Annotated in this window: 14 protein-coding genes; 6 read left to right on the top strand and 8 right to left on the bottom strand. The window is 55.8% G+C overall.

Features of this window, described 5'->3' with window-relative positions; all coding sequences use genetic code 11:
* Positions 1-15: 15 nt before the first annotated feature.
* The 4 genes from AABB29_RS04805 to AABB29_RS04790 all read right to left on the bottom strand — a co-directional run bounded on the left by AABB29_RS04805 (position 16) and on the right by AABB29_RS04790 (position 3,878).
* Complete coding sequence (locus tag AABB29_RS04805; protein WP_341368025.1) at positions 16-933, bottom strand: type IV pili methyl-accepting chemotaxis transducer N-terminal domain-containing protein; 918 nt, start codon at positions 931-933, stop codon at positions 16-18.
* Positions 934-1,081: 148 nt separating this feature from the next.
* Positions 1,082-2,662, bottom strand: coding sequence for a phosphate ABC transporter substrate-binding/OmpA family protein (locus AABB29_RS04800; protein ID WP_341368026.1), 1,581 nt, complete (start codon positions 2,660-2,662; stop codon positions 1,082-1,084).
* Between the two features lie 258 nt (positions 2,663-2,920).
* The gene (locus AABB29_RS04795; RefSeq protein WP_341368027.1) at positions 2,921-3,652 is read right to left on the bottom strand and encodes a hypothetical protein; all 732 of its coding nucleotides are present in this window, start codon (positions 3,650-3,652) and stop codon (positions 2,921-2,923) included.
* Positions 3,597-3,878, bottom strand: a complete 282-nt coding sequence (locus tag AABB29_RS04790) for a hypothetical protein (protein ID WP_341368028.1) — start codon at positions 3,876-3,878, stop codon at positions 3,597-3,599. Before AABB29_RS04790 ends, AABB29_RS04795 begins: the two co-directional genes overlap by 56 nt.
* Positions 3,879-4,046: 168 nt before the next feature.
* On the opposite strand from AABB29_RS04790, the gene AABB29_RS04785 reads away from it, so the two are divergent.
* From AABB29_RS04785 to AABB29_RS04760, 6 genes are all read left to right on the top strand, one after another.
* Positions 4,047-4,511, top strand: a complete 465-nt coding sequence (locus AABB29_RS04785) for a hypothetical protein (protein ID WP_341368029.1) — start codon at positions 4,047-4,049, stop codon at positions 4,509-4,511.
* A gap of 159 nt (positions 4,512-4,670) precedes the next feature.
* Complete coding sequence (locus AABB29_RS04780; protein ID WP_341368030.1) at positions 4,671-5,303, top strand: ribonuclease HII; 633 nt, start codon at positions 4,671-4,673, stop codon at positions 5,301-5,303.
* A 90-nt stretch (positions 5,304-5,393) separates the two neighbouring features.
* Positions 5,394-6,503, top strand: a complete 1,110-nt coding sequence (locus AABB29_RS04775) for a site-specific DNA-methyltransferase (protein WP_341368031.1) — start codon at positions 5,394-5,396, stop codon at positions 6,501-6,503.
* Between the two features lie 524 nt (positions 6,504-7,027).
* On the top strand, positions 7,028-7,819 hold the full coding sequence (locus AABB29_RS04770) for a hypothetical protein (protein ID WP_341368032.1): 792 nt from the start codon (positions 7,028-7,030) through the stop codon (positions 7,817-7,819).
* A 98-nt stretch (positions 7,820-7,917) separates the two neighbouring features.
* On the top strand, positions 7,918-9,060 hold the full coding sequence (locus AABB29_RS04765) for a YHYH protein (RefSeq protein WP_341368033.1): 1,143 nt from the start codon (positions 7,918-7,920) through the stop codon (positions 9,058-9,060).
* A 74-nt stretch (positions 9,061-9,134) separates the two neighbouring features.
* Positions 9,135-9,452 (top strand): DUF3775 domain-containing protein, encoded by a 318-nt coding sequence (locus tag AABB29_RS04760; RefSeq protein WP_341368034.1) that lies wholly within the window; start codon positions 9,135-9,137, stop codon positions 9,450-9,452.
* Positions 9,453-9,831: 379 nt separating this feature from the next.
* Here AABB29_RS04760 and AABB29_RS04755 read toward each other — a convergent pair whose 3' ends face one another.
* The 4 genes from AABB29_RS04755 to AABB29_RS04740 form a co-directional block, all read right to left on the bottom strand.
* A complete protein-coding gene (locus tag AABB29_RS04755; protein WP_341368035.1) occupies positions 9,832-10,377 on the bottom strand; it encodes an acyloxyacyl hydrolase in 546 nt (181 codons plus the stop codon).
* Positions 10,378-10,857: 480 nt separating this feature from the next.
* Complete coding sequence (locus tag AABB29_RS04750; protein ID WP_341368036.1) at positions 10,858-11,460, bottom strand: glutathione S-transferase family protein; 603 nt, start codon at positions 11,458-11,460, stop codon at positions 10,858-10,860.
* A 112-nt stretch (positions 11,461-11,572) separates the two neighbouring features.
* The gene (locus AABB29_RS04745; RefSeq protein ID WP_341368037.1) at positions 11,573-12,343 is read right to left on the bottom strand and encodes a hypothetical protein; all 771 of its coding nucleotides are present in this window, start codon (positions 12,341-12,343) and stop codon (positions 11,573-11,575) included.
* A 15-nt stretch (positions 12,344-12,358) separates the two neighbouring features.
* Complete coding sequence (locus AABB29_RS04740) at positions 12,359-13,003, bottom strand: histidine phosphatase family protein (RefSeq protein WP_341368038.1); 645 nt, start codon at positions 13,001-13,003, stop codon at positions 12,359-12,361.
* Positions 13,004-13,027 lie beyond the last annotated feature (24 nt).

The raw sequence follows: 13,027 nt of genomic DNA, 5'->3' as shown, positions 1-13,027 counted from the left end.
CAGGCTTGGGGTGATTTACAGCCCCAGTTTTGAGTTCTGGTCATATGAGACCACAACATTGTTCATGCGCGCCTCGATCCCGAGAAAGGCGAAGAAGACGCGTTGACGCTCTGCCTCGTTCAATGTTTCGCCGGCTGCGGCGCGGGCCAGGAATGGCTGGATATTTTCCCACTCTTCAACAACGAATTGCAGACCGTCTTCGATCTTTTGCGATGGGGGTGGGCGGACGCCAACGCTTGGCATGCCGTTGCGCAGGGCGGCCAGTGTATCGCCAAACAGGGCGCTGGATTCCGCAAGATCCGCCTTTGCAGCATCGACCGCGATACCAGAGGCAATCAGACAGATATCTTTGGACATGCGTGCAGCCAGCATCCGCTGACGGCCAGCCAGATCGATCAGCAGCGCATCGGCATGCAGCAATGCGACCGGATCGGCATATTGGCCGGTGATCTCGGCCACCAGGATATTCGCAGTTTCGAGCAAGGGCTCGCTTTGTTCGGCAAGTGATTGGATACGTGCATTGTCATTGCCTGCAACAGGTGTGGCGCGCGCTTCGTCTAGAAGGGGCTCCCAAGCGTTGTCCAGTTCTTCGATGACCTGCAGTGTTCTGGACCGTGTTTCTTCGCCCAGGATGCCCATGCGGGCGTTTCCATATAGCAATGCGTCATTGATGACGCTGAACTGGTCGGCTGAGACCTGCAGCACGGCCTGGCTTTCGCGGACTGAGATGCCGGAATTAAGGTTGCAGGCGGATGCGATGATCCGCTGGCTGAGCGTACTCAGCTGACCGGCTACGTTAATCCGTTCGCTGGCCCCAACATCGGATGCAATGCTTTGGGCCTGTGCGCCTGTGCAGAGGGCGCATGCTATCGCTGCAACAGAGACGAACCGGCGCGCTGCGGTCCGGGTGCGTTTCCCCAAGGGGGTCTGCATTCTTCTATCAACAGTTGAATTTCGCATTTTGAGCCCTTCTTTATGGTGTGCCGTGTTCGTAGATTGAACCGGCGCTATGCTTTTTGAACACAGCGCCGGTGCGGTTCAGTTTTGTAAAAGGGGGCATCAGCCCCCTTGATGGGATGGATTAAGCGGGTGCTTTGATCCAGATTTCGACGCGACGGTTGATCCGGCGCCCTTCTTCGCTGCTGTTGCAGCCAGAAGGCGCGATTTCACCGTAACCGACAGAGCTGATGTCGATATTCGACAACCGCCCGCCAGATGTTTCGCGCAGTTCGTTTGCGACCTGCCCAGCACGTTGCTGTGACAAAGCCAGGTTGCCGTCAAATTGACCAACTGTATCAGTGAACCCAACCACCAGAATTTCGGTGCCGGAAGGCTGTGTTTCGAGATACTCGATCAAACGGTCTTTATCGATGCGTCCCCGCTCGTCCAGCTGGGCTGAACCTGTGCGGAAGCGGAATGTTGTGGACAGCCGGTCATAGTCGACCATCTGGCTGAGCATCTGGCGCATGAACCCGGCTTCATAAGCGTCGGCATTTGGGTCCAGCAGCGAACGTGCACGGTCGCTTTCCAGCGACTGTTCGCGCCGGTCAACGGCGAAACCGATAAAGCCCGCTTTGCCGATGATGCTGTCGGCTGCATCCGATGTTGCGTAGTCAAGGAAACTACGCCCATCATCGCTGAGCGTGTCTTCACGCGAATAGAGATACAGACGGCGCTGCAATGCGTATTCCTCGGTCCGGGCCGAGAACGCGTCAGGCGTTGTTTCGATGCCGCATTCGTTGACGAATGTCAGCGCATTGGCGCCGCGCTGGAAGGCGTAGCCGACATAGGAAATCGCGCCTTCGGTTGTGTTCACAACCTGAGAAGCATCGCTGTTTGTTGAAACGATCACCGCGCCAGCTGGGAGCGCCGCGACGCTTTCGCCGAAGATACGATCTTCAAAAACGGCCCGCGTACCAGATCCTTCTGCACGGGAGACAACAGTGATCGGCAGATTGGGCCCACCAACTGCGGACCAGTTCGTGATCTGGCCGGAATAGATTTGCCGAACCTGCTCGGCTGTCAGGCTTTCGATTGGGTTTGCGGGGTTGGTCACCAGAACAAGGCTGTCCACCGCAACGATATGTTCTTGCGAAGGGCTGACCATGTTGCCGGCGCCGCTATCCCGCAGATCGCGCGCTTCTTGCGGGCGAATGCGGCGTGATGACATGCCGACTTCAACCTGCTGATCAAGCAATTGTGCGAAACCGTCGCCGGATGTGGTGGAAGACACAAGGATCGAGCCTAGCTCTTCGCCGAAACCTTCATCGCCGATCAGCTCGGCCAGGACATCATCGCCATTCCCTGTGTTCAGGATGTCTGCGGCCGCGCCGATGGACCCGGCATACCCTTCCAGAAGAAGTGGCATCAGACCAAGACCAACAGTGTCAGACCCACCGATTTTCACGTCAGCATCGCCGCCACCAAGATCAGGGCAGGCCGCGCCTTCGCAGTTCACCCGGCTTGCCGAAACACGCAATTCACCAAGTGCTGTTGCGATGACATAAGAATTGTCAACAAAATCGATGAAGTTACCGCTCATGTTCACGGTACCATCGCTGGATCTTAGGGTCACTTCCTGTGCTGTTGCCGATGTCGACATTGCGAGGGCTCCGACCAGCGCAAGCACCCCCATTGCGGTGCCATTCCACATATTGCTCATAATTTACTCCTATCCGGGGGTATGGATTGCCGTCTGTGCGCGCACTGGCGGGTCATCAATCCCGGAAATTACTGTTTACGTCTGGTCATATGCATGCGGAATTGTGCGCAAATTTTGGCAAATTTTTTCCAAACCAGAGGCAATCGCGGAAAAAGTTAGCAAAAAGTTAACTGCAGGCGAGGATATCGCCTTTAAGTTGCGTAAACGATTTAAGAACACGTAATTTGTGGAATCAGCGATTGAGCTATCGCCAGACTGTCAGACCATCCGGATGACGTCTTTGTCGATGGCCAGCACATAGCCTTTGCGGGCGATGTTCTTGACCAAAAGTTCGCTCATCATCTGGTTGCCAAGCGTATCGCGCAGCCGCTTGATCCGGGTGGCACCTGCTGCCTCGTCGCAATCTGCCGCGCTACGCCCTGAGATCACACCTTCGATCTCGGCGCCTGTCAGGACCTCGTCATCCATCCGCGCTTCGGCAAGAACAGACAGGGTTTCAATCGCGGCATCGGTCAGCTTGAATTCGAAATCATTCAGATAGACGGCCCGTTGGTCGCGGCTGATCGTCAATGAGTTCACCTCAATCCCTTGCCGTTCAATCCGTCCCATCCGGCGGTTCAGCGCGATCAGCATCACCAGAAAGGCCACAGCGGCGATAAGCAGTGCCGTCGCAAAGATCAGCAGCACGAAAATCACGAACCGATAAGAGGCCAGCGTATCCGAAAACGCGGTGCCCGATCCGGCGAGGATCTCAAGCAGTTTGATTTCGGCATTGCCGGTCAGCGTGTCATTTTCGATAAACAGCCGTTCGACCCGCATGTTGAACGCGTTCGCATCCGGCAGGTTGATGAACAAGAGCACAGCAGCAATGGCAAGGATCAGGACAATTGCCCCAATCCCTGCCACAACAATTTTATTGCCGATTTCGCGCGCTTCAGTAGCGGAGGAAGTATTCACCAGCGCTGTCCCTTCTCTGAGCCAGACCGTCATCTTCAAAGACGCCGACAACGTTCAACAATTGCCAGCCATCACGGGACAGAGCAGAGCGCAACAGGTTTTCGGCGGCGCGTACGCTGCATTCACCAGGCAGCCGCACAACACCGTAATGCAGCCGTAGCGGATTATCTTGCTTGGCCTTGTAATCAGCGTAGCAGGCCGCATGGGCCATACCGGCGCTGAGCCAAATCAACAGAAATGCGGAACAAAGATTTTTCATGATCATAATCTGACCCGAGGATAAGATGATATTCAATAACGCCCCATGTTATCGCGCTTGTCATGCCATAACCATCCCTCGTTATTGCTTGGCTGCAAATTTATTGGGGAAACTCCTTTCATCAACGTCACGAGGCCCCGTTTGGGCGTCACTTGAAAGGATCACCCGATGCTAAAATCAGTTATAACAGCCGTCACCGCATTGTCCCTGGCCACAGCAACACCTGCGGCGGCCAATGGTCTTGATCGCGAAGATGTCGGCAAATTGCTGATCGGCCTGGCTGCGGTCGCCGTTATCGGCTCGGCCCTTGAGAACAGCGACGATAGCGCGGCAACACCTGTCCAACATGGCAATAGCTGGAACGGGATCAATCGCGACAATGACTGGTCCCGCCTGAATTCCAATACCCAGCGTAGCCGCCGCGTTTTGCCCGCCGATTGTCTGCGCCGTGTCGAAACCCGCTTTGGTGTGCAGCGCATGTATGGCCAGCGCTGCCTTGAGCGGAACTATCGCCATGTAAACAGCCTGCCCGAGCGATGCGAGGTCCGGGTCTATAGCAGCAATGGCCCAAGAACGGGTTTTGATCCGGTTTGCCTGCGCGAACGTGGATTTGTTTCGGATCGGCGCAACTAAGGCGCCGTGCAGATGCGCGGCCACTTGCCCCGGTTGCCGCGCAAACTGGTGCTAGGCCTCTCAATGACCATATAGCACCACCGGGGGCAGAGAGGATGGACATGGCTCTCTGCCCCTTTTTTCTTGCAAGCCCCCCGCCTTACTGGTCACAAGCGGCGCATGAACAAACCCGATTTCAGTTTTGAGCAGGCCGCTAAGGCCAAAGGATACCTGTTTATTGCCGGGGTTGATGAAGTCGGGCGCGGACCGCTTGCTGGCCCGGTCTGTGCTGCCGCTGTGATCCTTGACCCAGATAATCTGCCTGACGGTCTCAATGACAGTAAGAAGCTGACTGCGAAAAAGCGTGATGCCCTGTTTGACCAGATCATGGCCAAGGCAGATGTGGCCATTGCCCAAGCCAGCGTAGTAGAGATCGACACCCATAATATCCTGCGCGCGTCGCACATCGCGATGGTTCGGGCCGTTCAGGGATTACGGCAAACCGCCGATCACGCGCTGATCGATGGCAACATGATCCCCCGTGATCTGACGATTTCCGCCGAGACCATCGTGAAGGGGGACGGGCGGAGCCTGTCGATTGCGGCCGCTTCCATCGTCGCAAAAGTGTGGCGCGACCGACACATGGTGGATTTGGCGCAACAGTTCCCGGGTTATGGGTGGGAAAAGAACGCCGGATACCCCACAGCCCAACATAAATTGGGCCTTGAGCAGTTTGGCGTCACACCCCACCATAGACGTTCGTTCAAGCCGATACACAACATCTTGTATCAAGATAAAAGTATAAGTGATTGATTCAATAAAGCTTTTGACAGCGAATCCACTCTGACTCACATTAGAGCCAAGCAAATGAGCGGGATAACCCGCCGGGCTATGAGGCAAGTGATGACGACCAAGACCAAAGTGAAGGGGGCGCAAGCGCTCCCGCTCAATACGATTGTGGATGGTGACTGTATCGAGGTCATGAACAGCCTGCCTGCAGGTTCTGTCGATCTGATTTTTGCAGATCCGCCCTATAACCTGCAGCTGAAAGGCGATCTGCATCGCCCGGATAATTCCAAGGTCGACGCGGTCGATGACGCCTGGGACCAGTTTGACAGTTTCAAAGTTTACGACAAATTCACCCGCGAATGGTTGGCAGCAGCCCGCCGGTTGCTGAAACCAAACGGCGCCATCTGGGTCATTGGCAGTTATCATAACGTGTTCCGCATGGGCGCCGAGCTGCAGAACCAAGGCTTCTGGATCCTCAATGACGTGGTCTGGCGCAAATCCAATCCCATGCCCAATTTCCGGGGCAAACGGCTGACCAACGCACATGAGACCCTGATCTGGGCCTCCAAAGAAGAAGCCAGCAAATACACATTTAATTACGAAGCACTCAAAGCGTTGAACGAAGGCGTTCAGATGCGGTCCGACTGGGTTCTGCCCATTTGCACCGGACATGAACGCCTGAAAAACGACGCCGGCGAAAAAGCACACCCAACCCAGAAACCACAGTCGCTGCTCCACCGTGTTTTGGTGGCCACCACAAATCCTGGCGACGTGGTTCTTGATCCCTTCTTTGGCACCGGCACCACCGGGGCTGTGGCCAAAATGCTGGGCCGGGATTTCATCGGGATCGAGCGTGAAGAGGCCTATCGCAAGGTCGCCGAAAAGCGGATCGCGAATACCCGGAAATTCGACACTGAAGCGCTTGAGGTCAGCCAGTCCAAACGGGCCGAGCCGCGGGTGGCCTTTGGCGTGCTGGTTGAACGGGGCCTGCTGCGCCCGGGTGAAGAGCTTTGGAGCATGAATGGCCGTCACAAGGCAAAGGTCCGTGCTGATGGCACGTTGATCGGTGACGATATCAAAGGATCAATCCATCAGGTCGGCGCCCATCTGGAAGGCGCGCCCAGCTGCAATGGCTGGACCTATTGGCAATTTAAACGCGACGGGCAAAAAGTGCCCATTGATCTGCTGCGTCAGCAGATCCGCTCTGAGATGGCAAAGCACTGACTGTCACAGTCAAGACGCATTCCCAACGTTGATACCGCCGGTGTATGCGGCATCCCTTTCCATGGTGGAAAGGACCGCATGCACTAACTTTATCCCCGCCATCCTGGTGATGGCGGGGTTTTTTTGTTTTGGGAAATGACTAGGCTGGTCTTCGCGCGCCCCATCGGGCTGACAAATCCAATACGACAGATAAAGTAAGCGATCATATGAAATTTCGCCAACCCGCAATGACGTTTGAACCCACACACATGGAACCCTGGGAAAAGCATCTCAGCCTGACAATTGTGCCCGGGCCGTTTGAAAAGCTTGCCCCGCTGATCGCCGGTGTTGTACGCGCCCGTGAATTCGCAATCGGTCGAACGCACGGGGAACGGATGCCACCACTGATGTGGCTGTCCGAAATGCAAAGGCGTGCGCAATCCGGCGAAAAACGTCCCAACGATCCCCCCGGTTGCCCGAAGTTTAATGGCACGTTGATCTGGTCGCCAGCTGAGGCGCCAGACCTGACCGTGGTTGAGCACCCCTTGGACGGCATTACCCGCCCCGAATTTCCGGCAGACCTTGCGCGTGTTTTACCTTCGGCCAAACTGATAACTTTTGACAGCATCATGGAAACCGCACGACGACAGCATCACGGGCTGAAAATCCGTCAAGGTAAATACGTGCTTCGAAAGGCCTTCACAACGATCGGCTTTGAAAAACACCGTTGGGAATGGCATGAGGAAGGCAAGCCAGAGCCGTTTGAAGATTGCGCGCTGTACCAGTCAAGGCAAATCACCGCGCGCTTTAACCGGCCAATCATGACCCGCTACATCAAGAGCTTCGGCATTGATCCAGACAGGTCATTATTCGGGCGGAACTTTAAAGCTTCGCTGCATCTGTGGCCGCTTCCAGACAACGAACCTGCGGCAATCCAGTTCTATTGTACCGACTATGATGATCAGGCGGTACATGCGCGATCATGTGGCTTGCGAAAATACTCTCCGTCTGACCTTGATGACATGTTCGAAGAAGAGAATTTTGAACAGACCGCACTCGATCTGAAAAATATGGATCGTTGGGCAAAGACGATCCAGCAGGCCCGCTGGAAGGCGGGCCAATCTGCAGAGCGCGCCAAAACGCCTTCCGGTCGATTGCGCGCGCAGTGGCGCGTTGTGGATGCGGTAAAGCAAATTCAAGAAGAGGCCCTTGCTGCGGGGCTTGACCCCCACGTCGCGCGTTCCCTTTCCAACACTGGGGGACTCAATGCGGTGATGAAGGAACTGGGAGAAGATACTGAAGCTTATGTAGCGTACCAGGATTGTTACACGAAATAATCATAGGTTCTTTGCCCAGTCCCATGGCAAACGTGCACGCCCACCGACGGAAACGTCTCTCTGGGCCGTTCAATATGCCTATAGCAGGAGAGAGCGATATGAGCGCACGCACCAAAAACAGCCTCGTTACGTTGATTGCCGCCCTTGCGGGCCCCGGGCTCGCGCTGGCGCATAGTGACACGGATAGTGTCGCGGCCAATGCTTTGCTGGAAACACCCCAGATCGTTGACTGCACGCTGGAAAACGGCGATCCGGCGCAATGTGTGGAATATGTCGTCAAATACCTGCCCGACGATCTTGAAATTGGCCCATTCTGCCCGGCCACAACGGGTGATGTTGGCGGCATCTGGGATTGGGACGGCGAAAATCCCGGTCTTTATCGGATCGATGCAGACTATCTGCAAATGCTCGCCGATCAGGGCTATGTCTTCTTTGACGAAAACGGCACCGTGAACGTCTTTGATATCCGGGTCGAGGGGCCAACCGCGCCAAATGAATGTATCTCAGGCTCGGTCGATGAAAGCGTCTCTATGACGGTTCTGATCCCGATGAACCCGGTGATGGCCGACACGCCGACGCCCTTGGGGACCGTGGCCAAAGTCGGACTTGGGGTCGATGGCGTGCCGATCTTTGCGGATGCGCCCTCTGTGCTGGACCGGGGCCATATGCCGGCACTGGATACCTGCGGCGGCCATGTTGACCCCGGCGGCTGGTTCCACTGGCATGCCACAGCGACCGATATCGACACTGTCTTTGAAACGGATGAGGTCGCGGCAAACTGCGCAAATGTTCCCCAAGATCCGGCGGCCCTTTTTGGATATGCCTTTGATGGGTTTGCGATCTATGGCTCGCTTGAGGCTGATGGGACAACGCCCGCCGGGCTTGACGCCTGCGGTGGGCATGTCGGCCCTACCGCTGATAGTGACGCACCCGTCTATCATTATCACGCCAGCGAGACCTTCCCGAACCTGCCGTCCTGTCTGGTTGGGGTCGTCGCGCAGGACAATTTCACCACCACGGCGGCGCAGGGCATCGGGTCCGCCCGGGCCGAGGGCGGTGCCGCACAAGGGCGGCCGGACTTTAGCCAAGCCGCCGCGGCATTGGGGGTAGATGCATCAGCGTTGGAAGAGGCGATGCGCGCCGAAGGCGGACGCGATGCGGACCTGGCCAAAGTCGCCGAACGGCTTGGTGTCACTGTTCAAATGCTTGAAGAGGCCTTGCCCGGCCCCGGTCGTCCGTAACAAGGCCAGACTTGCGCCAGATCAATGTTCGGGGTGTGAACCTATTGCATGGTACATTCAAAGGAGGATGTACCATGCTACCTATCTCATCCGATAAAATCGCCGAAGTCATCATTTTGGCGCGCGAGCTGGACCGCGCCGAGAACGAATTTGACGGGTTCGTCGACAGATTAGCCGAAGACGAACAGGCTGCCTTGGTGGCCGTGTTCTGGGTCGGGCGGGGCAGTTTTGAACCTGAAAACCTGCGCGACGCACTCAACACCGCGACCCAAGAGGCGACAATCCCGACCTCAGAATATCTCAAAGGCTCGCCGCATCTGTCCGATCACCTAGAGGCCGGGCTGGACGCGCTGGGCATTGATCCGTCTGTTGCTGAAGATGATCTGTACTAGCGGCACCTCGTAGGATCGGTTTTAACCCATCAACCAAGGATCGGCTTGGGCTCGGCCCCGGTCGCTAGGGACACCGGTCAGACTTGCGCCAGATGCGTGTTTGGCGTGCGCGGGTCGCGTTGTGCATCTAAAGGAGGATGCGCCACGCGCCCTGTCTCATCCGATCAAACCGCTAAATTATGAGATCCCGACGAGCAGACCTTTGGTAGATTGGATATCAAGACTTGCTGGGCAGACATCGGATGAACCTGTCGGCCACGTCGGGCGTTTCGGGTCATCGTCCGGAAGAAATTCAAATTGCCGATTGGACCGATAACAGCGACCCTAAACGCTTGGCCATACTGTCGAAAGACCAGGCCACCTTTCTCAGCTGTCGCTCTCACCAACCTATTCTTGAACGAAGGCTTGGCCCTTCCCAGTTGGTCGTCCAACGGATGGCAAGCGTTTCGCGGCTTGGGCTGTCATCGAAAAAATCTGCATTGGACATGCTGTCGTAGACGATCGTCAGGTTACTGCCGTTGTCAAATGTATAGCCAATACCAAGTGCCCCTCGAAATTGCAGAATCCCATCAAGATCAGCGCCGTCACCTTGCCTGTAAAAACCAGGCATCAGCGAGGTTTCGATGAACCATGGAGAGTCGTAGACGTATTGGCTGCTCCATTTCCCGCCGATCCCGAACCATGCAGCCCCATCAGTTGTGATTGAAAGGCCATAAGTGGGGCGAGAGGGGCCGCGTCGACGATGGCTGTCGTAACCAAAGTAGAACTCATTCGCGCTCTGAAATTCATCAGATTGCAGTTGTCCCAGCTGATAAAATATCTGTGGATCTAGCTTTTCGGTTTTCAGGCAACCGTTGGGGCAATCATTCAACGCCATGTCTGTCAAGCTCGTCAGCAGCCAGATGAGGCCAAGTGTACCGTCCATTATGTCATCCTATTTTTTGTGGCCCGGTGGAGCCTCCCGAAAGGTATACGAGGGTTAGATAAAACGAAGGCGCATATCTGCCCGCAACAGCGCAGCTAAACAAAATGCCTTGCGTAATCTCCCCCAAGAAACGGCCTTTGAACTATCAACTTACATCTTGCGTGACCGCAATATAAAGGCAGGGTACAGCGCGTCAGTAGCCGCCACAATGGGCATTTTCCGCGTGGTTGATGTATGCAATGCCCAGAGGCGGATGGAAATCTACCACACGCGATACATCCCCATCGACATGCTATGAGCGGGTCGAGGGTCGGCAATGCTGATCACTGGCACAACATCGGATCAGCCTTTTGATATTTGCGGGGCGCTGCAAACTGCCGCTCGCAATGGGATGGTCTTGGCCGCTGCTGAAAGTTTCGTCGTATCTGCCTGGCCACCTTAGGGCTGGGCTGGATACGCCGGGATTTGAAACTGTCTGACCTAAAGCATACCCTTTTCATATGCGATCTGTACGGACCGCTGCGTGTTCATCCGATGTTGGAATGCAGCCAAAAGCGGGTGATCCTCGATATCGACCCCATCGCCTTTCAGCCAGGTCAGGACGACATAAAGATAGGGATCGGACAGCACCTGCATTTCGCCGATCGCAAAGGGCAGGGCGGCAAGATGTTCTTCGAGATACGCGCAGCAATCGGCCATACGCTCTGGCACCTTTTGTTTCATATCGGCAAAGGACGCTTCTTGATCCGCCCAGCGTTCCCCGCGCAGCCCGTGGGCGTGGTGGGGGTGCATGGTTCCGTTCAGGTAGCACATCAATTCGCGCATTTTGGCCGCCGCAAAAGGATCGGTAGGGATCAGCGATGGTGCCACATATTCCAAAAGCGCGCCCGTCTCGGTCAAAATTCCTTCTGGGGTTTCCAGCGCTGGCACCCGGCCTTTGGGATTGATGTTGCGATAATCCTCTTTGGTTTGCTCGGCTGTCGCAAAATCTACCCGCATTGCGTCATAGGCCGTGCCGACCTCTTCCAGAGCAATTGCAACGGCAACTGAAATCGTACGTGGCGCGTAATGGAGGCGGAGCATCAGACGGATCCTTATGAATGAAAACCTATGTTCAAGTCAGCATACGCTAGGGAAACCGCGCAATGGTCAAGACCTGCTGGCCGCATTGGGCGGCGCAGAGGCCAACACCCCCTTATTTCCGGTCCTTTCGCCCGACAAAGAACATGCCGGTAAAGGCCAGGGCCAAAACAAGGCTAAAGAAGAGACAAAGCAGCATAATGCCAAACGGCATATCACTGCCCGGCTGAAAATAGCTGTAAACACCATAAAGCATGCCGGCCAGCATACCCAGCATCCCGCCGCCAATGATGATATGACCCAGTAATATACCGCCGAACTTGTTCAGCCTTTTGGATTTTCGGCCCAGAACGAACATCAGCACTTCCGCCAGGATGTAACCCAGGATCAGCATCATCACCGCCAGCCCGGTTAATAAGCCGATCGATGCGACAGAAATCACGTAAAGCGACTGGCCGGGCCGGTACCCGACCGTCACGGTATCGCCGATCACCGGTTCTTTTCCGCTGCGGATGTTGCCGCGTTGCGTGACGGTCTGGCCGGTGTCATCGACGAATTGCAGGGTCGGCGTGTGCATCAGCACATCTTCGGTATAACTGAAGCCATCAGAATCCGTGCGCGTCATTTCTTCCCATTCACTGTCAAAGTGAATGACGGTCGCCTCGAATCTGGGAAACGTCATCATTTTATAGACCGAGACGCCCCCCCAAGCGCTGCCCATGACAAACGGGGTTGAAATGGTGACCAGCACAAATCCGAAAAACAGACTTGCCGCCGCGCCAATAGGTTTGCCGTTTGCAGCAAAACGACGTCTGACCCCAACAGCAAGCAAGACCCCAAACAGTGCGGAGCCCAAAAACAGATAGCCGAGAGGTGTCACTGTCATACCAGGGGCGGTCTTTTAGTAATGGGTCACGGCATGGGCCCGATCGGGTTGGTCCAGATGGGGAATAGCGTTGAAACCGGCCAGGATCGGCCCCTGCGGGATCACATGCACGCGGTGTAGTGAGCTATTCATGATCGGTAGCAATACATGTGCCATGCGGGTTGGGTCCAGATTCAGCAGATGCCGGATGATCATGCCGATCACGCCGCCCGATGTGACGCAAAGCACCCGCACTCCGGGCTGCGCGGCTTCTTGCAGCACACTTGTCACCCGGGTTTCAAAAGAGGCAAAGGTTTCCACGCCCATAATCTCGGCCCGGTGCCAGGCCTCCATGACTTGGGGAGCATGGGCGGCGAATTCTTCGGGGCCGGGAAATGGGATCCCGTGCACATCTTCCAGTGCCTGGCCCAGATTGAAGTAATCCATTTCGTTCAGACGCGGGTCAATCTGTGGCGTCTCGTAGCCGATTCCGGCAGCAGTTTCCTTGTGGCGGCGCAAGCTGCCGCTGATCACCTTATCAAAGGGCTTTTCGCGATCTGCCAGATAATTGCCCAACCAGCGGGCCTGCTGATGGCCCAGGTCGGATAGTTTGTCATAGCCTGCTTCGTCAGTCGCGGCCGAATTGGCCTGCCCATGCCGGACCAAAATGATCTCACCCATTGAGAATCCTCCTGAAAGATCAGG

Source organism: Yoonia sp. BS5-3, from assembly GCF_038069655.2.
GTDB classification, from domain to species: Bacteria; Pseudomonadota; Alphaproteobacteria; order Rhodobacterales; family Rhodobacteraceae; genus Yoonia; species Yoonia phaeophyticola.
This window is presented reverse-complemented; position numbering and strand designations above follow the sequence as displayed.